Source organism: Oceaniglobus trochenteri (assembly GCF_020529025.1).
Classification (GTDB): domain Bacteria; phylum Pseudomonadota; class Alphaproteobacteria; order Rhodobacterales; family Rhodobacteraceae; genus Oceaniglobus; species Oceaniglobus trochenteri.
The window spans coordinates 1-21,169 of the sequence record NZ_JACNMM010000001.1 but is presented as its reverse complement, the minus strand read 5'-3'; the positions used below and the strand labels follow the sequence as shown (position 1 = coordinate 21,169).

Here is a 21,169-nt window from a genome sequence, read left to right as displayed (position 1 = left end):
CGGATAGTTTCATGCACGCAGCCTATCGCACGCTCGTCGGCCTTCTGGCCAATATTTCGGCAGGTCTGGTCGCGGTGATCTTTCTCGTGGTTCTTGCAGAAGTGATCGGACGTAACCTTTTCGGCTACTCGCTGCCTGCGACCTTCGAGATCAGTGTCTTCCTTCTGGTCTATACCGCATTCTTTGCCGCTGCCGCAGCTTTCGGGCGCAACATGCATTTCAAGGTGTTCGACCTTGCCGGGCGCCTTTCGGGCGGTTCGGCGCGGGCGGTTCAGGTCATCGGCGACGTCGCGACGATCTGCTTTCTCGGTGTGCTGGGATACTACGGGGTCATGCTTGCCCTGTCGCAGATGGATCAGCCGAGCGCGGCGCTGCGCATACCCTACGGGATCATATATCTTTCCATGCCGATCTTTGCCTTCACGTCCATCGGCCTGCTGGTCATGAAGCTTTTCATGCCCATGGGCGCGGTCGAGCGGATGTTCGACGACGACGCCGAAACGGCGGGGGTCTGACATGATCCTCACTCTTCTTGGCGTGGCGACCCTTCTGGCCGTGATCGGCGTGCCGCTGGCGGTCGCGCTCGGTCTTGCCGCAATGGTGGCGCTTACCGTCTTCCTGCCGCATATCCCGACCGAGATTGTGGCCCAAAGGATGATCTCGTCGGTCGACAAGTTTCCCCTCGTGGCGGTTCCGCTTTTCATCCTCGCGGGTGAGCTGATGAACAGCGGTGGCATCACCGCCCGGCTGATCGCGCTTTCCAAGGCTCTCGTGGGCTGGATCAAGGGCGGGCTGGCGCTGGTCAATGTTGCCACCAGCGTTTTCTTCGCCGGGATTTCCGGTTCGTCCACTGCGGATGCGGCCGGAATCGGGCGCGTGCTGATCCCGTCGATGAAAAAGGAAGGCTATGATGGCGGCTTCGCCGTGGCGGTGACGGCGGCGTCCTCGACCATAGGGCCGATCCTGCCGCCCTCCATCGTCATGGTGATCTATTCGGCCATGACGAACCTCTCGATTGGCAAACTGTTTCTTGCCGGTGTCGTTCCGGGCCTGCTCATGGGGGGCGTTCTCATGGCGCTGGTGCTGGTCTATGCCGTGCGCCGGAATTATCCGCGCGCGCCGTGGGGCGGGTTCAGGGGGCTGTTTACCGCCTTCCTGAAGGCGATCGGCCCGCTGGGCGCGCCCGCAATCATCCTTTTCGGCGTTGTCGGCGGCTATTTCGGCGCGACCGAGGCCGGTGCAATCGTCGTCGCCTATTCCATCGTGCTGGGGCTTTTCTATGGTGAACTTACATGGGCGCGCATGGTCCGCGCCTGCCGGCAGACCGCTTTGAACGTGGGGGTGATCCTGTTTGCGATCACCGCCGCCTCCATCGTGGGCTGGACGCTTGCGGTGGGCCGGGTGCCGCAACAACTGGCCGGTCTGATTTCGGGGGCGGGCGACAGCCAGATCGCCGTTTTCCTCGTCATCATCGCCGTGCTTCTGGTCATGGGTCTTTTCCTCGACGGGCTGGCGGCGATGGTCATCATGGTGCCGGTCTTCATCCCGATCACCACCGCGCTTGGCGCCGATCCGCTTCATTTTGCGATGATCGTCATTCTCTGCGTCATGGTCGGGGCGGTCACGCCGCCTGTGGGCATACTGCTGCTGATCTCCTGCCAGGTGGGCGGGGTGCCCTATCGTGACGCCGTGCGCACGATCTGGCCCTTTGTCGCCGCCATGATGGCCGTCGTGCTGCTTGTCACCTTCGTGCCGTCCCTCACCACATGGTTGCCGGAGGTCGCGTTCAGATGAGAAGAGGATTTTCCATCGAAGGCAAGCGGGTCATCGTTACGGGCGCAGCGGGCGGTATCGGACAGGCCGTCGCGCGCCGGCTTGCCGAAAACGGCGCGCGGGTGGCGCTGCTTGACGTGGCAAGGGTCGCCGATGCGACCGCGGCATTTGCAGCCGATCTACCGGGCGACTGCCGCGCCATCACCGCCGATGTGACCGATCCGAACGCCCTGGCCGAGGCATTCGCCGCCGTTGATACCGCGTTTGGCGGGCTTGATGGGCTGGTGAACAACGCCGGGATCACCCGCGCCGAGGATGTCTTTGACATCACTCTGGAAAGCTGGCGCGACGTGATCGACATCAACATGACCGGCGCGTTTCTTTGCGCAAAGTTGGCGATGGAGCGGTTTCGTGCGCAGGGGGAAGGTGGGCGTATTGTCCAGATGGGGTCGGTCGTCGGCCACCAGGGGGCGCTCAAGGGACACCTGCATTACTCCGCTTCGAAATCCGCGTTGCACGGGATGTCCCGAACCCTGGCGCGCACCGGTGCTGCCTTCGGCGTGACGGTCAACACCGTGGCCCCCGGCCTTGTGCGCACCCCCCTGATCGATACCGCGCACGGAGACGGGGCAGAGATGGCCGCAGCCGTCCCCCTGGGACGTCTGGCCGAACCGTCCGAGATCGCGGCGGCGGTTCATTTCCTGCTGTCCGACGACGCCGGCTATATCACCGGCGCGGTGATCGACGTGAATGGCGGGATGCACATGCGATGACCGAAACCAACGAACCGTTCCATGGTGCCGGTACCCATGGCGGCGAAACCCCGGTCGGCGGTGCCGCGTGCATCCGAAATTTACCTTTTAGAACAGACAGTCACAATCTGTTCTTCATCAAGCTGCGCAGGCGCAGAAGCCAAGTCGCACCGGCCCGCCGGCCGCTGTCCGACGGTGTTTTCGCCGACCCTGCGCCCGTCCCGGGCCCGGGCAATCGCCGCCTTGCCACCTCTGAAATCGAAAGAATGATGGTTCCGCAATGAAGATTACTGATGTTCGTCCCGTTGTCGTGGACGCGTTTCGCGCCAACTATGTTTTCGTGCGCATCGACACCGACGAGGGTCTGCATGGCGTGGGCGAGGGAACACTGGAGGTCAAGGAACTTGCCCTTGCCGCCGCCATCGAGCAGCTGAAGCCCTATCTGCTGGGCAAGGATCCGTTCCGCACCGAGCATCATGTCGAGACGCTGCACCGCGACAGCTATTGGCGCACCGGGCCGGTCCTGCGCAGCGCGCTCGCGGCGGTCGAGGCCGCCATGCTTGACATCAAGGGCAAGGCGCTTGGTGTCCCGGTTTACGAACTGCTGGGGGGGAAACACCGTGACAGCATCAAGTGTTACGCGAACGGCTGGTTCGCGGGCGCCCGCACCCCCGAAGAGTTCGCATCCAAGGCCAGGGCCACCGTCGCGCAGGGCTTCGTCGCGCTGAAGTGGGACCCGTTCGGCGCCGCTTACATGCAGATCGACCGCCCCCAGCGCAACCTGTCGATGGACATCATGGCGGCCGTGCGCGAAGCCGTCGGCCCCGATATCGGCCTGATGATCGAAGGCCACGGGCGCTTCGATGTGCCAACGGCGATTGCGCTGGCCCGCGACATCGCGCGGTTCGATCCGGTCTGGTTCGAAGAGCCGCTGCCGCCCGACAACATCGCCGCGCTGGCCGAGGTCCGCGCGCGCGCGCAGGTCGAAATCGCGGCGGGCGAACGGTTCTTCGATCCGGCCAGTTTCGCCGATGCCATCGCGCGCGGCGCGGCGGATTATCTGCAACCGGACGTGTCCCATGTCGGCGGTCTATTGGCGGCCAAGCGCATCGCGGCCCTTGCGGATGCCGCCTTCTTGCCGATCTGTCCGCACAACCCCATCGGTCCCGTGGCCAACGCCATGACGTTGCATCTCGCGGCGTCTGCCTCGAACGTCGTCTGGCTTGAAACCATGGTCACCGATGTTCCCTGGCGCGGCGAGATCGCGCGCGAAGAGACCTCGCTGGAGAACGGATACATGGCGATCGGGAATGCGCCGGGGCTTGGCGTGGATATCGACCTGGCGGCCTGCGCACGACACCCCTATCAGCGCCACGATCTGCGCCATTACTCCGGGGCATTGACCGATATCCGCCCCGGCGAGGCGACAAGCTATTTCGCGGCCGGGTCGCAAGCGGGGGCCGAACCACGGGCGGAAGAGGTCAAATGATCGCCCCGGCGAAGCAGGCGGCTGGATTGCTGACGGACAAGCGTAGATCGGTATAGCGCAAGCTGCTCCTGCATCCCGAGGTGTGCAGGACCATGATCGCCCGCCGATCAACGGGACACCCGGGGAGATCGCGAACCGGATGATCTACGAGGGTGCCAAAGGCGATCTACCGCTAGATTTGCTCAAGGGCAGGCATGGCACATGAGCTCGGGTGGTACCTGCCTGAACACCGCAACGCCCGCCGGCCACCTCGCCCCAATCCTGCCCCCTCTGCCATTGCCCTCATTGCACTCGGTGACAACGCGCTGATGGGGCGAAATTTGCCTTGTGGTCAAAGGGGCTGAGGGAGGGGCGGGATGCCGTGCGATGTGTCCGGGGCGGCATTCATCTGGGGGGCGCCCGGAACTCAGGCCCATGGTCGGGGAATGTGCCGCGCAGGGCGGGGGAGGGGGCCGTGCAGCGCCCGGTCGGTCGGATGGATGGGCGCCTGGCTGCATTCCGGCCCGGAGTGCCGCATTCCCCGCGTTGGGCGCGGCGTTTTCGCATGTTTCCCGCGCGAACCCGTGAAAACGAGGGGATGATTGCGCAATCACTGCGCGTTGTTTACACGCGGTGTCAGGCTTTCGGGTGCCACGCCGAATCGCGGGCGCCGGTGCTTTGCATGGTATCAAGGAGGAGAGACCCATGAAGACCTTTCACATTTCCGGGCTGATGACGGCCGGCGTCGTTGCGGCGACACTGGCATTTCCGGTGCAGGCGCAGGATTTCTCGCTGCGCTTCCAATCGTCCGACCCCGCGGGCAACCCCAACTTCGGGCTGGCGCAGGACTGGACCGAGATGGTCAAGGAAAAGACCGACGGTCGCGTCGTGATCGAACTGCTGCCTGTTGAAACCATCGTGGCCCACAACGAAACCCAGGATGCCGTGGCCGCGGGCATCATCGACGGCCACTATACCGACACCTCGTATTTCTCGGGGCGTGAGCCGGCTCTGGGCCTGATCGCCAACCCGGTCGGTGCCTGGTCGGCGCCCGAGCAGATGTTCGACTTCGTGCGCAACGGCGGCGGCAAGGAACTGATGAACGAAATGCTGGAACCCTACGGTCTGCATTTCATCGGTGCCACCACACCGGGGCTTGAGGCCTTCGTGTCCAAGGTGCCGCTGGACGGCGTGGACGACCTGCAGGGCCTCAAGCTGCGCGCCCCCGAGGGCATGGTGCAGAACGTCTTTGCCGCGGCGGGTGCCTCGCCGGTGAACCTGCCGGGTTCCGAGGTGTTCACCTCGCTCGACAAGGGCGTGATCGACGCCGCCGACTACAGCACCTTCGCCACGAACCAGAGCCAGGGCCTGCACGACATCGCCAAGCATCCGGTCTATCCCGGGTTCCACTCGATGCCGCTGGTCGAAATCTCGATCAACAAGGGTGTCTGGGACAGCATGCCCGCCGACATCCAGGACGCCCTGACCGAAAGCGTGAACGAATACGCCGAGTACCAGGTCGCCCAGATCCGCAAGAACGACGAAGAGGCGATTGCCAACCTCGACCCGTCGATCACCGTGCATGACTGGTCGGACGAAGAGCGCGCCAAGTTCCGCGCCATCGCCCGCAGCCAGTGGGAAAAGGCCGCAAGCGCCTCGCCCGCCTCGCAGAAGGTCTATGACACGCTGGTGGCCTACCTCACCGAAAACGGCCTGATGGCCGAATAAGCCCCGGGCCTTCGGATGTCCCGGCCTTCGGGCCGGGACATTTGCAATTCACCACAGGACGGAGATGGCACCGTGACGGAACAGGACCCGGCGCTTTTGCCGGAAGAGCATCGCATGTCGCCCACGGCGGCACCCGAGGCAGGCCCCCTGGGCCGGATGATCATTTGGATCGGCATCGTCTTTGCCCTTGGCATCTTCTGCTCGGCCGGCATCCTCTTCTTTGAAGTCATCATGCGCTATGTCTTCAACAAGCCGACGCAATGGGCCCATGAGACGGTGATCTTCCTGAACGGGGCCGCCTTCGCCTTCGGTGGCCTCTACGTTGCCGCGCAGGACAAGCACATTCGCGTCGTCCTCTTGTACAACTCCCTGTCCGAGGGGCTGCGCCGCTATGCCAATATCGCCATCTCGCTTGTCTGCGCCGCCTCATGCGGCATGTTCGCCTGGGCCTCGTGGCAGGGTGTGCGCCGGTCGGTCTGGACGCCGCAGGGCGAATTCCGGCTGGAAACCAGCGGATCGGCCTGGAACCCGCCCTTTCCGGGCCTGATGAAGTTTTTCCTTTTCGTCATCCTGATCGCGCTGACCGTGCAGTTCCTGATCCTGGCCTTCAATTACGCACGCAAGGGGCGCACCGATGCTTGACCTGATACCCGACCTCCAGTCCCTCGGCATCGAGGGCGCCTCGGTGGCGATGCTGGTCATGCTGATCCTGCTGCTGCTCACGGGCATGCCGCTGGCCTTCGTGACGCTGCTGGTGGCGCTTATCTTCGCGCTTGGCTGGATGGGGCCCATGGCGGTGCCGCTGATCTCCAGCCGCATCTTCAGCTTCGTCAATTCCTTCGTCTTCGTCTCGGTTCCGATGTTCGTCCTGATGGCCGCGATCCTTGACCGGTCGGGCATCGCACGCGATCTTTTCGATGCGATGAGGCTGGTGGGCGGGCGGCTGCGCGGCGGTGTCGCACTGCAAACCCTGGTGGTGGCGGTGATCCTGGCCGCCATGTCGGGCATCATCGGCGGCGAGGTGATCCTGCTGGGGATGCTGGCGCTGCCGCAGATGCTGCGCCTTGGGTATGACCGCAAGCTGGCCATCGGGGTCTGCTGTGCGGGCGGGGCCCTGGGCACCATGGTGCCCCCGTCGATCGTGCTGATCATCTACGGGTTGACCGCCAACGTGTCGATCGGTGAGCTTTTCACTGCTTCGTTCCTGCCCGGGCTGATGCTGGCCGGATTCTATGCCGCCTACATCCTGATCCGCGCCTACCTGAACCCCGCCCTTGCCCCCGTGGCCGAGCCGGACGAGACGACCACCGCCGAGAAGATGCGCCTGCTCAGGGCGTTGTTCCTGCCGATCATGGTGGTGGTTTTCGTGCTGGGGTCGATCTATGGCGGGATCGCCTCGGTCACCGAAGCCTCGGCTGTGGGGGTTGTCGGGGTGCTTCTGTCCACCGTTATCCGGGGGGAATTCAACGGCGAACTGGTCATGGGCGCGGTCAAGCAGACGCTGGCCACCGTGGGCATGATCGTCTGGATCGGCATCGGTGCGACGGCGCTTGTGGGGGTCTACAACCTCATGGGCGGCACCCGGTTCGTGACCGAGCTGCTCAAGGGCATATCGGACGAACCGGTGGTGATCATCCTCTGCATGATGGGCATCCTGTTCTTCCTGGGCATGTTCCTGGATTGGGTGGGCATCGCCCTGCTGTGCATGCCGATCTTCGTGCCGGTGGTCATCAGCCTTGGCTATGATCCGGTCTGGTTCGGGGTGCTGTTCGCCATGAACATGCAGGTCAGCTTCCTGTCGCCGCCCTTCGGGCCAGCGGCCTTCTATCTGAAATCGGTGACACCGCCCGACATATCGCTGGGCGAGATCTTCCAGTCGCTTCTGCCCTTCATCGGGCTTCAGATCCTGGCCGTGATGATGCTGATCATCTTCCCCGGCATCACTGGACACTAGGCCGGGGGCCACCGCCATGAAGATCACCAAGCTGACCACCTGGTCCGTCCCGCCGCGCTGGCTGTTTCTGAAGGTTGAAACCGACGCGGGCATCTCGGGCTGGGGCGAACCGGTGATCGAGGGCAGGGCGGCCACCGTCGAGACGGCGGTGCATGAGTTCGCCGATATTCTTGTCGGGCGCGATCCGCGCCGGATCGAGGATATCTGGCAGACCCTCTATCGCGGCGGGTTCTATCGGGGCGGGCCGATCCTCATGTCGGCCATCGCCGGGATCGACCAGGCGCTGTGGGATATCAAGGGCAAGGCGCTTGGCGTTCCGGTGCATGAGCTTCTGGGCGGGGCCGTGCGCGACAGGATGCGCATGTATTGCTGGATCGGGGGCGACCGCCCCGACGAGATCGGGCATCATGCGCGCGAGGTGGTCGCCCAGGGCTTTTCCGCCTTCAAGATGAACGGCACCGCCGAAATGGCGATTGTCGACAGCCACGCCAAGATCGACGCCGCCATTGCCCGCGTCGGCGGGGCGCGCGCGGCGGTGGGGCGCGACATCGGCATCGCCATCGACTTTCACGGCAGGGTGCACCGCCCCATGGCCAAGGTTCTTCTGCGCGAGTTGGAACCTTTCCACCCGCTTTTCGTGGAAGAGCCGGTTCTGCCCGAACATCTGCCATGCCTTGCGCAGATCGCCGGTGATCTGGGCTATCCGATTGCCACGGGCGAAAGGCTTCATACCCGGTTCGAATTCCGCGATCTGCTGAAGGCGGGGATGGTGGATATCGTCCAGCCCGACATCAGCCATTGCGGCGGCATCACCGAGGCCCGCAAGATCGCCATCCTGGCCGAGGCCCACGACGTCGCACTTGCCCCCCACAGCCCCCTTGGCCCGCTGACGCTGGCGGCCTCGCTGCAACTGGATTTCGTCTCGCACAATGCCTTCATCCAGGAACAGAGCATGGGCATCCACTATAACCAGGGCAACGATGTGCTGGATTATCTGGTCGATCCTGCGCCGCTGACCATCACCAATGGCTATATCCCCTTGCTCGACCGTCCGGGCCTGGGGGTCGAGATTGACGAGGACAAGGTGCGCGCCGCCGCCCGGCAGGGCCACCGCTGGCGCAACCCCCTGTGGCGCCACGAAGACGGAAGCGTCGCGGAATGGTAGGCGCTGTCCCCTCATCGACGCGCGGCCCCCGGGCATGAATGCGACCCCGCCCAAGGCTGCGGCGCCGGTGCTTTTCGTTGGCGCCCTGACCCGCGACACCCTTTACCGGGTCGCGGATTTTTCGCGCGGGCCGGGCAAGTACATCGCCGAAGGTTCGGTCAGCATGGCCTCGGGGATGGCGTCAAACGCCGCGACGGCAGCGGCACGGCTGGGGGGTGCGCCCGCGCTCTGGGCCAGCGTGGGGCGCGATGCCCTTGGCCCGGCCCTGATCGCCGAGATTGCCGCCGAGGGTGTCGATTGCAGCGCGGTGCGCCAGGTGCCCGGTGCACGCAGCGCCAGCGCCACGATCATCGTCGATGGTGCGGGCGAACGCTGGGTGCTGGTCGATTACGACGCGGTGACCCAGGGCTCGCCAGAGCCGGGCGAAATGCCCGATATTTCGGCCCATGGCGCGGTCATGGTGGATGTGCGCTGGCCCGCCGCCGCCCGCATCGCCCTGTCGGCGGCGCGCGGGTTGGGCCTGCCTGCGGTGCTTGACGCCGATGTGGCCGCGAAGGACACGCTGGCCGATCTGTCGCGCCATGCCAGCCATATCGTCGCCTCGGCGGCGGGTGCGGCCATCCTGACGGATGGCGCCGGGCCCGAAGCCGCGGCCGGACAGATCGCCGCGACCTTCGGCTGTTTTGCCTGTGTCACCGATGGGGCGGCGGGATCGTTCCTTGTGGAAGGGCCGGATCGACCCGTCATGCATATCCCGACCCCCGTGGTCGAGGTGGTGGATACCAATGGCGCCGGTGATGTCTTTCACGGCGCCTTTGCCCAGGCCCTTGCCGAAGGGGCGGAACCAGCCGATTGCATCCGCTTTGCCAGCGCCGCTGCGGCGCTGAAATGCATGGTTCTGGGGGGGCGGCTGGGCGCGCCGAACCGCAGGGATACGCTGGACCTGATGCGGGCGACCTATCCGGCGGGCCGCTGACCTGCAACTGGCGCTGGACGCCCGGTCACGCCTGGACACTCAAGGAACGGTTGATGCCCGGGCCGTCGCAATCGAACCTGCAACAGCCCGGGGCAAGGGGGCATCTGCCCCGGGGGCTTAGTCGGCGGTGCGGGGCGGCATGTGTTCGAAGGCCCATTCGTTGTAGCCCTGAAGCCCGCGATACCACGGCACCTGCTGGCCTGCGGCTTCGCCGTGGTTCCAACGCTCGCCCTTGCCCTGTTCCAGGGCGGCAAGGATCATTAACCGGCGCCGCCGGCTTTCCTGAATGTCCTGCCATAGGGCGTCGCTGTCCCATTTGCGGCGCGCCTCGGCGGTGAAGCGGGCCAGGGTGTCGGCGTGATCGGGATTGTCGGCCAGGTTCTCGCGCTCGTCGGGGTCAGCCTCGACGTCGAACAGAAGCAGGGGGTCCGCCTCGGAGTGGATGTATTTGAACCGCCCCTGGCGGATCATCAGGATCGGCGCCGGGGCCGCTTCGGCCAGGTATTCGGCATGGATCGCGCGGTCGGGTGAAATCTCGGCCTCGCCCAGGTAGGGGGTAAGGTCTTCACCGGCCAGCGCTTCGATGGGGCTGGTCCAACCCGGCCCCTCGGCCAGACCCATGAAGGTGGGCAGTAGATCGACAAGCGAGGCAAGCCCGGCCACCCGTTTGGGCGCGCGCCCGGGCGCTGCAACGATCAGCGGCACCCGCAGCGAGGGTTCGTAGAAGTGCTTCTTGAACCACATGCCCCGTTCGCCCAGCATTTCGCCATGGTCCGAGGTAAAGACGATGGCGGTGTTGTCGGCCTGGCCGGTCGCTTCGAGAACCTGCATCAATCGGCCCAGCATCTCGTCGACATAGCTGACCGACCCGAAATAGGCGCGGCGGGCGCGGGCGACTTCCTCGGGCGAGAATTCGACCCCCAGCATCGAGAAGTTGTCCAGCAGGCGCGCGGCGTGAACATCGTGTTCGTCCTTCGACAGCGCGGGCGTGCGGGGTGCGGGGATATCCTTGCCCTCGTAGAGATCCCAGTGTTCGGGCTTGCACAGGAAGGGATCGTGGGGATGGGTCCAGGACACCTGAAGGAAGAAGGGGCGGTCGTCCTCGGTGTCGCGGGCCACATCGTAAAGATACTGCACCGCTTCGAAGGTGGCGCGGTCGTCGTAATCCATCTGCACCGTGCGTTCGGCCTGGCCTGCCACGGTCACGCCCCTGGTGTCGTTGGTTTCGCTGGGCTTCATCCCGGTTTCGCGCGGCACCCAGGAAAAGTCGGCCGGATAGACATCGGGCGTCAGGCGCCTTTCAAAGCCGTGAAACTGATCCGGGCCGATGAAATGCATCTTGCCCGACAGCGCCGTCCGATAGCCCGCCGCGCGAAGATAGTGGGCATAGGTCGGCACCGAAGCGGGCAGTTCGGCGGCATTGTCATAGGCGCCGATCTCCGAGCAGAGCTGCCCCGCCGCCATCGACGCGCGCGACGGCGCGCAGAGCGGATAGTTGCAATAGGCCCGTTCGAACACTGCACCGCGTTCGGCAAGCCGGTCGAGGTTGGGAGCGTGGCAGACCGTGTTGCCATAGGCGCCCAGGGCCTCGGCCATCAGCTGATCGACCTGGATGAATAGGATGTTTGGCTTGTTGGTCATGCCTGTGTCTTTCCGTCTGTCTTGCTGTTGGGCGGCGTGGCCGCCGTTTCCTTGCCCTGGCCGGTTGTGGCGGGCCTGGCGAAAAACCCGGTGACCACCCCCAGGGGGCCGGTGCGATACCAGTGCTGATGGCCCCTCTCGCGCGAGGGTTGGCCCAGGCTCTGGCTGATGCGGTCGATCATGATGGCAAGAAACACGATCCCCAGCCCGCCGACCGAGGCCAGCCCCATGTCAAGCCGCCCGATCCCGCGCAGCACCATCTGCCCCAGCCCGGTGACCGAGATCATCGAGGCGACAACCACCATGGACAGGGCCATCATGATCGTCTGGTTCACCCCCGCCATGATCGTGGGCATGGCCAGCGGCAGTTCGATCTTCCACAGGGTCTGTTTCTTCGTGGCACCGAAGGCGCGTGCCGCCTCGACCATGTCGGGGCGCACCTGGCGGATCCCGAGGTTGGTCAGCCGCACCAGCGGGGGCAGCGCATAGATGAAGGTGACGATCACCCCCGAGACGTTGCCGATGGAAAACAGCATCACCACCGGCACCAGATAGACGAACGAGGGGATCGTCTGCATCAGGTCCAGCGCCGGGCGCACCCAGTTCCACACCCGGTCGGATCGGGCCGCGGCAATCCCTATGGGAAGGCCGGCAAGGGCACAGAAGAAGACACAGGTCAGCACGATGGAAAGCGTCGTCATGCTTTCCTCCCAGGCGCCCATGAGCCCGATGGCCAGCATCGCCAGCGTCGAGACAACGGCCACCCGGCGCCCGCCGGCCTGCCAGGCAATCAGGGCGATCAGCCCGAGGATCAGAAGATCGGGCGCACCGGTCAACCCGTCCTCGAGGGCCGACAGTACGATGTCGAAAGGCACCTTGATGGCCTGGAAGACAAAGCGGAAATCGGACACGAGCCAATTCAGCACCTGGTCGATCCAGGTGCCGACGGGCACCCATTCGGTGTCGAAAATATTCCAGATATCCATTATGTATCCTCTTTGCCGCCAAGGGCCTGCAGCGCGTCGCCCACCGTCACATGGCCAAGGGTGTTACCATCCTTTTCCACGGCCAGCGGTGCCTGGTCCTCGGCGAAGGTGGCCAGGATTTCGTCAAGCGGCGTGTCGGCTGCGATGCTGCGCCCGGGGGGCGTGCCCGTTGCGGGTTCCATGATCTGGTCGGCCGTGACGAAGCCGCCCTTGGGGACGTTGTCGACGAAGGCCGCCACGTAATCATTGGCGGGGGCCGTGACGATTTCCTCGGCGGTGCCGGTCTGTACGATCACGCCGTCCTTCATGATGGCGATGCGGTCTCCCATGCGGATCGCCTCGTCCAGGTCATGGGTGATGAAGATCGTCGTCTTGCCCAGCTTGCGCGACAGGTCCAGGAACTGGTCCTGCAACTGGCGCCGGATCAGCGGATCGAGCGCCGAAAAGGGTTCGTCCATCAGCAGGATGTCGGGGTCGGCCGCCAGCGCCCGCGCCAGCCCGACCCGTTGCTGCATGCCACCGGACAGTTCATCGGGATAGCTGTCGACCCAGTCGCCCAGCTCCATGTCGTTCAGTGCGGCGATGGCCTTCTTGCGGCGCTCGGCCTTGGGGACGCCGCGCACCTCCAGCCCGAAGGCCACGGTTTCGGCCAGCGTGCGATGGGGCCAAAGCGCCATGTGCTGAAACACCATGCCGATCTTTTCGGCGCGCAGGGCGTTCAGGGCGGCTTCGTCCATGGTATCGACCCGGTCGCCCGCGATGTGGATTTCACCTGCGGTCGGGTCGATCAGCCGGTTGATGTGACGCACGAGGGTGGATTTGCCCGAGCCCGACAGGCCCATGATGCAGAAGATCTCGCCCTCGTAGACCTCGAAACTGGCGTCGCGCACCCCCAGCACGCAATCGAACCGCTCGCGGATTTCATCCTTGCTCAGGTTCTCGGCACGCGCGGCTTCCAGGGCCTCGTCGGCGCGGTCGCCGAAAAGCTTCCAGACCCCCTTGCAGGCGACGCGGGCGACGCTTGATCGCCCGCCCGCATTCTTTTGTTGTTCCTGTCCGCTCACTTTGCTGCCGCCCGTGCCTTTTCAAGCCAGCCGTCAACCGTGTCGCGGTTGTCGTCGATCCAGGTCTGTGCCTGATTCAGGAAATCCTCGGAGCTGTCGGCACCGTTGCGGATCTTGACCTGCACCGCGTTCACATCGGCCAGCGGAATCTTCACCTGCTCCATGAATGTCGCGGCTGCGGGGTTGGCCTCATAGAAGTCGCGGTTGGCCAGGATGTAGATCTCGTTCACCACGAAACCGGGGTTCGTGCCGTCGGGAAGTTCGGTGTCAACGTCGGGGTCGTTGGGCATCGACGAATAGGGCACGTTCAGCGGCGCGGTGTTTTCACCGGGCACCAGAACGTCACCCACCCAGTTCGGCGTCCAGGTGTAATAGAGGATCGGATCGCCGTTTTCGTGGCGCGTCAGCACATCGGCGATGATCGCGTAATAGCTGCCCTGATCGTGCTGCACCGTGTCGCGCAGGTCGAATTCGTCCAGCTGATGTTCGATCACGCCTTCGCAGCCCCAACCGGGGTTGCAGCCCGCCAGGTTGGCGCGCCCGTCGCCGTCGCTGTCGAACAGCTTGGCAATCTCGGGGTCTTTCAACTGGCCCAGGTTGGTGATGCCGTATTCGTCGGCCGTGGCCTCGTCGATGTAATAGCCCTGGCCGGCGCCCGTCGTTATCGGGCCGACCCGCACCATGGTGTCATCGGCGCCGGCGCGGTCGAAATAGGCATCGTGCAGGGGTTTCCAGTTGTTGGCGGTGAAATCCGCATCGCCCTGACCGACGGCCAGGTGCAGCACGGGAAAGTCGGCCTCGCGCATTTCCTCGACGTCATAGCCAAGTTCGCCCAGGCCAAGGGCCACCACCTGGTTCCAGAGCCAGGCATTGACCGGCGTGGCCTTGATGGGCTGAACGCTCACGCCCTCGCCGGGCATGTCCTGCGCGATTGCGGTCGTGGAAAGAAGAAGGCCGGCGACAAGCGCGCCAGCGTTTAGGGTCGGACGGATCATGTGGAACCACCGTTGTTTGTTTCAGAATTTTCAAGATGCCAGCAAGGTAGGGGCATCGAACCGGGGCTTCCAGTTGCTATCTGCGTAGCGCTTTGTTAACCAGATCGTTATGGCAAGAACCCGCAAACACGCCCATATTCTCAGGCATCTGGTCGTTTTCGCCACCGCCTGCCGGACCGAGAACTTTACGCGAGCGGCCGAGGAACTGGGCGTGTCGCGGGTGGCAGTCAGCCGCCAGATCGCCGAGCTTGAGGCGCATCTTGAAACCCGCCTGTTCGAGCGCGCCCACAGGCAGGTGCACCCCACCCGCGCCGGCGCGGACCTGGAGGCGGTCGTCGGCCCGGCCCTGGCCGCCATCACCGAGGCCCTGGAACGCCTGCGCGAGCCCGAGCCGGTGGGCCGGCTGAACGTGACGGTCACGGCGGCTTTCGCGAATTTCTGGCTGATGCCGCGCCTTGCGGCCTTTTCGACGCTGCATCCCTCGACCGAAATCAACATGATCGTGTCGGACCGTTATCTTGACCTGGCGGATGACGATATCGACATCGCCATCCGCTATGGCCCCAATGCCCCGCCGGGCGGTGTGCCCCTGATACAGGAGATGATCTTTCCGGTCTGGAGCCCCTCCTATGAAGCCCAGACCCCCCTGCAAGATCCCGAAGACCTTCTGTCCGAACGGCTGTTGCAATTGGGCGGGCATTATCGCCCGCAGGCACGCTGGGAACACTGGTTCGCCCAGAGCGGCCTGCACTTTCCCGGCGCTTCGCCCGGAACGCTGTTCGACAGCTATATCACCATGCTTCAGGCGGCGGTCGAGGGGCAGGGGATCGCGCTGGCCGGGAACCCGCTGATCGACGCCTATCTGTCCGACGGGCGGCTGGTGCGCATGGAAACGGCCCGCCCGCTGCCGCGCGATGTCTATTGGCTGGTCACACGCTCCACCGACCGCCCCGAGGCCGTCGCCTTCGCCACCTGGATCGCCGATCTTTTCCGCGAAGGGCAGCCCGGGCAATAGGCCACGACAGCCGGGACAAGGCGGGACGGCTAGATCGTGTCGATCATCATCGGGCCTGCCAGGATCAGGGCGACAAGGTCGGTCTGGCGGTTGGTGCCGGTCTTCTGGAACAGGTTGCGCATGTGAAAGGCGATGGTGGTCTGGGAGATCTCAAGCGCGCTTGCCACCTCGGAGGGGCGGCCACCGCCCGCCAGCGCGGCGGCGACGCGGGCCTCGGTCGGGGTAAGGCCGAAAAGCTTCATCAACAGGGGTTCCGAGGCCCGCCGTTCGCAGGCCGGAGGGGAAAGGAACACCGCGATCCGTGGGGCGGACGCACCCGGATCGCCGGCATGGGGCAGGGCGCAGACCAGGGCCGAGACGGAAATGGTGTCGGCCGCGCGTTGCAGCACCACGCCGCTTACCTGTTCGCTGCCTGCGCGGGCGGCTTCCAGCGCGCCTGCCACGGTCTGGCGCAGGGCGCGGTCGCAGATCTCTTCGGGGGCGCCGATCCTGCCCCGGGTCAGGGTGACGAAATCGCCCTCGGCGGCCATCGCGCGGGCGGCGCGGTTGGCGTGCAGCACCCGCCCGTCACCATCCAGCAGCACGATCCCCAGCGTGATCAGGTCCAGCGCCTGTTCGGCCCCGCCGCCCGACAGGCCCGAAAGGGTGCGGTGCAGCCGCTCCATTTCGCCGCCGTGGCGGCTGCGGATGCGGTCGACCTGCCGCAGGCGGGCGGCGATGGTGGCCAGCATCAGGTCGTAATCCACCGGTTTGACCAGGTAATCGTCGGCGCCCATCAGCTTGCCCTCGATCACGTCGCGCGGTTCCGACAGCGCGGTGAGGAAGACAAAGGGCGTCGCGGCCAGATCGGGGCGTTTCTCGCGCAGGGCCGAAAGCAGGCCGTAGCCATCCAGCCCTGGCATGGTGATATCGCAAAGCACAAGGTCGGGCGGCGTTTGCGACAGCAGGTCCAGCGCGATGCGCCCGTCGGAAGCCGCGCAGGTGCGATACCCCGCCTCGTGCAGTTCCTCGACGATATCCGCGCGCAGGGCGGCTTCATCCTCGACGACAAGGATCAGGGCAGAATCCGGGCCGCTCATGACGCCTCGCTTTCAGGTCGGGGCAGGGAAAGACGGAAGATGGTGCCACTGTCACAGGGCCGCAGTACGACATCGCCGCCCTGCATCCGCGCCAGGGTTCGGGCGATGAACAGGCCCACGCCGGTGCCGGGCGCCCCGACGCTGTTGGCGCCGCGAAAGTTGCGCTCGAAGATGCGGGGGCGGTCCGCCTCGGCAATCGGGGTGCCGGCGTTATGGACATCGCAGACCACCTGGCCGCCATCGCGCCCCATCGTCACCGTCACCCCGGTTTGCGGCGCGGCATAGCAGACGGCGTTCGAGATCAGGTTCTTCAGCACCTGTTCGACATGGACCGGATCGCAAAGCGCGATCATCCCGCGCTCTGCCGCAACCTGAATGCGGGCATCGGGGGCGGCGGCGCGTTGCTGATCGCAGACCGTGTGCAGCAGGGCCGCCATATCGCAGCTTTCGCGCCGCGCGTCGATCTGGCCGCTTTCGATGCGGGCGGCGTCCAGCGTGCTTTCGACAAGGCGGGTCAGCCCGGCAATGGCGCTGCGCGCGCGGGTCGCGCGTTCGGCTACCTCATCAGGGTTGGCCCGTTCGCCCCGGCGCAGCAGCCTTTGCAGGGCGGAATCTGCCACGGCCAGCGGTGTGCGGAACTGGTGCGAGATCATGGCCGCGAAGTTCCGGTAAAGATCGGTGGCCGAGCGTTCGCGTTGCAGGGCATCGTTCAGCTTCCGGGTCCGCTCACCCACCAGTTGTTCCAGCCGCTCGCGGGTTTCGGCGTCCTTGCGTTGGGCGGCGTGCCGGTCGCTGGCGTCGTGCAGAAAGAGGATGGCGCCGACGATGCTTTCTTCGTCCAGCATCGGATAGACCCGCAGGTCCACATGCAGCGGCGGCGCGTCCTGGGCTCGAAACAGCGGCTGAAGTCGAAGCTGGGTGCTGTCGCCGCCAAGGGCGCGCGCCACCCCGGTGCGGATCGGGGCCAGATCGAAGAACCCGGCCAGGTCGGACAGGGGGCGCCCGATTGCCTGTTGCGCGGGGCGGCCCACCATGTCGGCCATTGCCTCGTTCCAGAGGGTGCAGTTTCCGGCGCTGTCGACGGCGGCGATGCCTTCGCCGCTGGATGCGATCAGCAGCCCCGAGAAATCGCGCGCCTGGCGCAGCATCCGGTTGCGCTGGCGCGAATGGCGCAGGGCAAGGAACAACGCCGCCGTCAGCACACCGCCCACCAGCATGATGCCGATCAGCGCGACGATGGTTTTCCGCAACTGGTCGCGGTAGGTTTCCAGCCGGCCGCCCAGTTCGTTCCATTCCACGATCATCGACTTGTTCGCGGCCCGCGCGAAGAACTGCGCGAAAGGTGCCAGCGCGGCGTGAAGCCCTTGGGCGCCCTCCTGGGGCGGCGCGGTGGCCTGGGGTTCGATCCGGTCAAGCAGGGCGGTCAGTTTGTCCAGATCCTCGCCCAATCCGATGCGATCGACGAAACGGCGCTGCGGGCCATCGTTCAGCAACAGGAACCGGCTGCGCAGGATATCGAAGCGCAGGGCAAGTTCGCCGGCCTCGGCCTTGTCCAGTTCGGCCAGCAGGGCCGTTTCCGACAGCCGCCGCGCCGCAACCTCGCTTTGGTGCATGACCCAGAGCATGTTCTGTTCGGCATCCACGCGCATGTCGTTTTCAACATGGATCATCCGCACCAGGGAAAAGGCCAGCAGCAACGCAAAGGCCGCCACCGCCACCAGCGGAGGGGCCAGCCAGAGCGCCGAGCCGCCCCGCCGCATCATCGGACCTCAAGCCCCGAGAGGTGCCAGACCCATCGATAGTCATAGCGGATATCCTGAAGCTCGGCGTGATCGTCGCGGGGATAGACGATCCAGAGCGGCCCCTTGTCATCGCGTTCAAGGGGGGCGCCATCCATGGCATGGGCAAGGATCACGTCGTAGTCGTGGAAATCGCTCATGGGCAGATCGACGATATAATCGTTCAGGGCCGTGGCAACCACGATGTCGCCGCTTGCCCCGACGCTGTCCAGCAGGTCACGCATCAGCACGCCGGTAAAGCGATGGGTGCCATCGGTCACGACGGTCGAGGTGACAAGCGTGGTCTGCGGCATCGCCCGCAGGCTTTCCAAGTCGAAGGTGGCGGCGGGCTGGTCGATGCTGCCGGTGATGCGCAGGATCGTTTCAGTGTCCCCGCCCGCCACCGGCCCCGCCGTCAGAAGGGCGGTGGCCAGCCACAGTGCCAGCTTGTTTCGCATCTCGCTCTCCAATCTTGGCAGGGTGTTTTCACGATGCCAAGTAAACCTGAAAACCTCTTATCCTTCAATTGATTGCCCTTCCCCCTGCAAACAGAGGGGGCGGGCCTTGCCGCGCCGTGCAATCCTGTGGCGACTCAGGGCCTTCGGGGGGCGAATGCGTATCGACGAACGGACCAGACCAGGCAAAGCCGCCCTTGCGGCGGGTGCATTGGCATTGGTGCTTCTGGGCAGTTGCGGCACGCCCGAGTATCGGGCCGAACGCACCCAGTGCAAGGCGGAATGGATGTTGAAGATCCCGCCCGTCTTCCGGGAAGAAGTGGTCACCAGATACCGCAGCGAAAAGCGCCCGACCGGCGAAACCCGGTGCGAGACGACAGGCGCAACCACCCTGTGCCAGCCGGTGATCGGAACGGTCTCGGTGCCCTACACCGCGTTCGAGACGGTGGATATCCGCAAGGGCCAGCGCGAAGCCCAGATCGCCGCCTGCGCCGCGCGCGCCTGTTCGGTCCGGTACGGCAACGCAACCTGCGAACCCTGAGGCAAGACACCCGGAATTTCATCACGAAAGCCATAGTCGAGAGAGAGATTTGCAATGTGGGATTTCAGCATAGGCGGTGCGCTGGGGATGATGGGGCGGACGCTTCCGTTCATCCTCATGCGCATCGCCGTCTATTTCGGTATCACGCTGGGATACATCCTGGTGACGGGGGCGGGGGCCGGTATCGGCTGGGGCATCGGCGGTTTCGGTGACGCCGAGTTTCGCGCCTCGACCACAGCATGGGGCGGATTTGCCGGTTTGGGCATCTTCGGCGCGGTCATGTACTGGGCGCGTGAATACATCCTTTATATCGTGAAGGCGGGGCATATCGCCGTTCTGGTCGAACTGATCGACGGCAAGCCGCTGCCCCAGGGGCGGGGCCAGATCGCCCACGCCACAGCAACGGTAAAGGAACGGTTCCCCCAGGCCAGCACGCTGTTTCTGATGGATCAGCTTATCCGCGGTGTGATCCGGGCGATTTCGGGCCTGGTGCGCGGCATCCTCACGGTTCTGCCGATACCGGGCGCACAGCCCCTGGCGGGGGTCGTGTCGGCCTTCCTGCGCGTGGCGGTCGGCTTCGTGGATGAGGTGATCCTGGCCCATGCGATCCGCAACCAGTCGGACAACGCCTGGATGTCGGCCCGCGAGGCGCTGGTGCTTTACGGGCAGAACTGGAAAGTCATGCTGAAGAACGCCGCCTGGCTGGCGATCATCGTCTATGGCCTCGGGTTCCTCGTGTTCCTTGTCATGCTGGCCCCGGCGGCGCTGGTGGTCTACCTCATGCCGGGGGCCTGGGCGGCGGGGGGCGTGATCTTCGCGCTGCTCTTTGCCTGGAGCGTGAAGGCGGCCCTGCTGGAACCCTTCGCCATCACCTGCATGATGCAGGTCTATTTCAAGACGACCGATGGCCAGCAGCCCAACCCCGAATGGGACGCCCGGCTGGAACAGATGTCGGGCAAGTTCCGCAAGCTGAAGGAACGCGCGCTTGGCGCGGGCACTGCGCCCGCCTCCGAACCGGTCGGCGCAACCACCGGATGACGCACCCCGTGGCGGCCCGTCCCCGGGGCCGGCCGCCGAAAGGGCAGCACAGACAGGAAGAGGCCAGAACATGAGACAGATCCTACCCAACCTTGCGGCCATGGCGGTTTCGGGCGGCATTGCCTGCGCCACCCCCCTTCAGGCGGGCGAAGATGTCGTGATCGTCTATGACGCCTCGGGCTCCATGTGGGGGCAGATCGACGGAACCTCGAAGATCGAGATCGCCCGAAAGGTGCTGGGCGATCTGATCACCGACTGGGACGGGGCCACCAACCTGGGCCTTGTCGCCTATGGCCACCGCAGCAAGGGCGACTGCACCGATATCGAAACCCTGATCACCCCCGGCCCGGTGGACAGGGCCGGATTTGTCGCGCGGGTGAACGGCATCCGCCCGGTGGGCAAGACACCCCTCACCGCGGCGGTGCAACAGGCCGCCGACCTTCTGTCCTACCGCGACAATCCGGCGACCGTGGTACTGATCTCCGACGGGGTCGAAACCTGCAACGCCGATCCATGCGCCCTGTCGGCGCAGCTTGAAAAACAGGGGGTGAAGTTCACGGCCCACGTCGTGGGGTTCGACCTTCAGGATGACGCCCGCGAAAGCCTGGCCTGCATCGCCGAAAACACCGGCGGCGTCTTCGTACCGGCCCGCAACGCCGATGAACTGCACGCCGCCCTTGATCAGGTGCAGGCGGCCATGGACGTGCCGCCGCCAGCCCCCGAACCTGAACCTGAGCCCGAGCCGGAACCGGCCCTGCCCA

21 protein-coding genes are annotated in these 21,169 nt (G+C 65.2%); 14 read left to right on the top strand and 7 right to left on the bottom strand.

Annotation, left to right across the window (positions count from 1 at the left end):
- The first annotated feature begins 11 nt into the window (after positions 1-11).
- From H7828_RS00105 to H7828_RS00060, 10 genes are all read left to right on the top strand, one after another.
- Positions 12-515 carry a TRAP transporter small permease gene (locus tag H7828_RS00105; protein WP_226778901.1) on the top strand — a complete coding sequence of 168 codons (504 nt, stop codon included), beginning with the start codon at positions 12-14 and terminating at the stop codon, positions 513-515.
- A 1-nt stretch (position 516) separates the two neighbouring features.
- Entirely contained in the window at positions 517-1,794 is a 1,278-nt protein-coding gene (locus H7828_RS00100; protein WP_226778900.1) for a TRAP transporter large permease, read from the top strand.
- The gene (locus H7828_RS00095) at positions 1,791-2,546 is read left to right on the top strand and encodes an SDR family NAD(P)-dependent oxidoreductase (RefSeq protein ID WP_226778899.1); all 756 of its coding nucleotides are present in this window, start codon (positions 1,791-1,793) and stop codon (positions 2,544-2,546) included. The genes H7828_RS00100 and H7828_RS00095 overlap by 4 nt, the downstream gene beginning before the upstream one ends.
- Positions 2,543-2,809, top strand: a complete 267-nt coding sequence (locus tag H7828_RS00090) for a hypothetical protein (protein WP_226778898.1) — start codon at positions 2,543-2,545, stop codon at positions 2,807-2,809. Before H7828_RS00095 ends, H7828_RS00090 begins: the two co-directional genes overlap by 4 nt.
- Positions 2,806-4,014, top strand: coding sequence for a mandelate racemase/muconate lactonizing enzyme family protein (locus H7828_RS00085; protein WP_226778897.1), 1,209 nt, complete (start codon positions 2,806-2,808; stop codon positions 4,012-4,014). The genes H7828_RS00090 and H7828_RS00085 overlap by 4 nt, the downstream gene beginning before the upstream one ends.
- A gap of 711 nt (positions 4,015-4,725) precedes the next feature.
- Entirely contained in the window at positions 4,726-5,721 is a 996-nt protein-coding gene (locus H7828_RS00080; protein ID WP_226778911.1) for a TRAP transporter substrate-binding protein, read from the top strand.
- A gap of 72 nt (positions 5,722-5,793) precedes the next feature.
- Complete coding sequence (locus H7828_RS00075) at positions 5,794-6,363, top strand: TRAP transporter small permease subunit (RefSeq protein WP_425354923.1); 570 nt, start codon at positions 5,794-5,796, stop codon at positions 6,361-6,363.
- A complete protein-coding gene (locus H7828_RS00070; RefSeq protein ID WP_226778896.1) occupies positions 6,356-7,675 on the top strand; it encodes a TRAP transporter large permease in 1,320 nt (439 codons plus the stop codon). The genes H7828_RS00075 and H7828_RS00070 overlap by 8 nt, the downstream gene beginning before the upstream one ends.
- A 16-nt stretch (positions 7,676-7,691) precedes the next feature.
- The gene (gene dgoD, locus H7828_RS00065) at positions 7,692-8,840 is read left to right on the top strand and encodes a galactonate dehydratase (protein ID WP_226778895.1); all 1,149 of its coding nucleotides are present in this window, start codon (positions 7,692-7,694) and stop codon (positions 8,838-8,840) included.
- Positions 8,841-8,874: 34 nt separating this feature from the next.
- Positions 8,875-9,816, top strand: a complete 942-nt coding sequence (locus tag H7828_RS00060; protein WP_226778894.1) for a PfkB family carbohydrate kinase — start codon at positions 8,875-8,877, stop codon at positions 9,814-9,816.
- Between the two features lie 117 nt (positions 9,817-9,933).
- On the opposite strand, the gene betC is transcribed toward H7828_RS00060, so the two are convergent.
- From betC to proX, 4 genes are read right to left on the bottom strand one after another with little or no spacing between them, the layout of a single operon-like run.
- Entirely contained in the window at positions 9,934-11,457 is a 1,524-nt protein-coding gene (gene betC / locus H7828_RS00055) for a choline-sulfatase (RefSeq protein WP_226778893.1), read from the bottom strand.
- Positions 11,454-12,443: an ABC transporter permease gene (locus tag H7828_RS00050; RefSeq protein ID WP_226778892.1), complete on the bottom strand. Its 990-nt coding sequence runs from the start codon at positions 12,441-12,443 to the stop codon at positions 11,454-11,456. Before H7828_RS00050 ends, betC begins: the two co-directional genes overlap by 4 nt.
- Positions 12,443-13,507 (bottom strand): quaternary amine ABC transporter ATP-binding protein, encoded by a 1,065-nt coding sequence (locus tag H7828_RS00045; protein WP_226778891.1) that lies wholly within the window; start codon positions 13,505-13,507, stop codon positions 12,443-12,445. Before H7828_RS00045 ends, H7828_RS00050 begins: the two co-directional genes overlap by 1 nt.
- On the bottom strand, positions 13,504-14,502 hold the full coding sequence (gene proX / locus H7828_RS00040; RefSeq protein WP_226778890.1) for a glycine betaine/L-proline ABC transporter substrate-binding protein ProX: 999 nt from the start codon (positions 14,500-14,502) through the stop codon (positions 13,504-13,506). Before proX ends, H7828_RS00045 begins: the two co-directional genes overlap by 4 nt.
- 109 nt (positions 14,503-14,611) lie before the next feature.
- Here proX and H7828_RS00035 point away from each other — a divergent pair, with 109 nt between their 5' ends.
- Positions 14,612-15,517, top strand: coding sequence for a LysR substrate-binding domain-containing protein (locus tag H7828_RS00035; RefSeq protein ID WP_226778889.1), 906 nt, complete (start codon positions 14,612-14,614; stop codon positions 15,515-15,517).
- Positions 15,518-15,546: 29 nt separating this feature from the next.
- On the opposite strand, the gene H7828_RS00030 is transcribed toward H7828_RS00035, so the two are convergent.
- Genes H7828_RS00030 through H7828_RS00020 form a run of 3 tightly spaced genes read right to left on the bottom strand, consistent with a single transcriptional unit; the run spans position 15,547 to position 18,832 of the window.
- A complete protein-coding gene (locus H7828_RS00030) occupies positions 15,547-16,596 on the bottom strand; it encodes a response regulator (RefSeq protein WP_226778888.1) in 1,050 nt (349 codons plus the stop codon).
- Positions 16,593-18,359, bottom strand: a complete 1,767-nt coding sequence (locus H7828_RS00025) for a sensor histidine kinase (protein ID WP_226778887.1) — start codon at positions 18,357-18,359, stop codon at positions 16,593-16,595. The genes H7828_RS00030 and H7828_RS00025 overlap by 4 nt, the downstream gene beginning before the upstream one ends.
- Positions 18,356-18,832 carry a putative pterin-binding protein gene (locus tag H7828_RS00020; protein WP_226778886.1) on the bottom strand — a complete coding sequence of 159 codons (477 nt, stop codon included), beginning with the start codon at positions 18,830-18,832 and terminating at the stop codon, positions 18,356-18,358. Before H7828_RS00020 ends, H7828_RS00025 begins: the two co-directional genes overlap by 4 nt.
- Before the next feature lie 154 nt (positions 18,833-18,986).
- On the opposite strand from H7828_RS00020, the gene H7828_RS00015 reads away from it, so the two are divergent.
- From H7828_RS00015 to H7828_RS00005, 3 genes are all read left to right on the top strand, one after another.
- Entirely contained in the window at positions 18,987-19,370 is a 384-nt protein-coding gene (locus H7828_RS00015; protein ID WP_226778885.1) for a hypothetical protein, read from the top strand.
- Positions 19,371-19,424: 54 nt separating this feature from the next.
- Complete coding sequence (locus H7828_RS00010; protein ID WP_226778884.1) at positions 19,425-20,408, top strand: hypothetical protein; 984 nt, start codon at positions 19,425-19,427, stop codon at positions 20,406-20,408.
- Positions 20,409-20,478: 70 nt separating this feature from the next.
- A partial coding sequence (locus H7828_RS00005) for a vWA domain-containing protein (RefSeq protein ID WP_226778883.1) occupies positions 20,479-21,169 on the top strand: 691 nt, incomplete at its 3' end.

Bases quoted from the DNA above. Each gene is read 5' to 3' on its own strand.
- H7828_RS00105 (WP_226778901.1), top strand. From the start codon at position 12: ATGCACGCAGCCTATCGCACGCTCGTCGGCCTTCTGGCCAATATTTCG.
- H7828_RS00090 (WP_226778898.1), top strand. From the start codon at position 2,543: ATGACCGAAACCAACGAACCGTTCCATGGTGCCGGTACCCATGGCGGC.
- H7828_RS00015 (WP_226778885.1), top strand. From the start codon at position 18,987: ATGCGTATCGACGAACGGACCAGACCAGGCAAAGCCGCCCTTGCGGCG.
- H7828_RS00060 (WP_226778894.1), top strand. From the start codon at position 8,875: ATGAATGCGACCCCGCCCAAGGCTGCGGCGCCGGTGCTTTTCGTTGGC.
- H7828_RS00100 (WP_226778900.1), top strand. From the start codon at position 517: ATGATCCTCACTCTTCTTGGCGTGGCGACCCTTCTGGCCGTGATCGGC.
- H7828_RS00010 (WP_226778884.1), top strand. From the start codon at position 19,425: ATGTGGGATTTCAGCATAGGCGGTGCGCTGGGGATGATGGGGCGGACG.
- dgoD (WP_226778895.1), top strand. From the start codon at position 7,692: ATGAAGATCACCAAGCTGACCACCTGGTCCGTCCCGCCGCGCTGGCTG.
- H7828_RS00080 (WP_226778911.1), top strand. From the start codon at position 4,726: ATGACGGCCGGCGTCGTTGCGGCGACACTGGCATTTCCGGTGCAGGCG.
- H7828_RS00035 (WP_226778889.1), top strand. From the start codon at position 14,612: ATGGCAAGAACCCGCAAACACGCCCATATTCTCAGGCATCTGGTCGTT.
- betC (WP_226778893.1), bottom strand. From the start codon at position 11,457: ATGACCAACAAGCCAAACATCCTATTCATCCAGGTCGATCAGCTGATG.
- H7828_RS00070 (WP_226778896.1), top strand. From the start codon at position 6,356: ATGCTTGACCTGATACCCGACCTCCAGTCCCTCGGCATCGAGGGCGCC.
- H7828_RS00050 (WP_226778892.1), bottom strand. From the start codon at position 12,443: ATGGATATCTGGAATATTTTCGACACCGAATGGGTGCCCGTCGGCACC.
- H7828_RS00085 (WP_226778897.1), top strand. From the start codon at position 2,806: ATGAAGATTACTGATGTTCGTCCCGTTGTCGTGGACGCGTTTCGCGCC.
- H7828_RS00020 (WP_226778886.1), bottom strand. From the start codon at position 18,832: ATGCGAAACAAGCTGGCACTGTGGCTGGCCACCGCCCTTCTGACGGCG.
- H7828_RS00025 (WP_226778887.1), bottom strand. From the start codon at position 18,359: ATGATGCGGCGGGGCGGCTCGGCGCTCTGGCTGGCCCCTCCGCTGGTG.
- H7828_RS00095 (WP_226778899.1), top strand. From the start codon at position 1,791: ATGAGAAGAGGATTTTCCATCGAAGGCAAGCGGGTCATCGTTACGGGC.
- proX (WP_226778890.1), bottom strand. From the start codon at position 14,502: ATGATCCGTCCGACCCTAAACGCTGGCGCGCTTGTCGCCGGCCTTCTT.
- H7828_RS00030 (WP_226778888.1), bottom strand. From the start codon at position 16,596: ATGAGCGGCCCGGATTCTGCCCTGATCCTTGTCGTCGAGGATGAAGCC.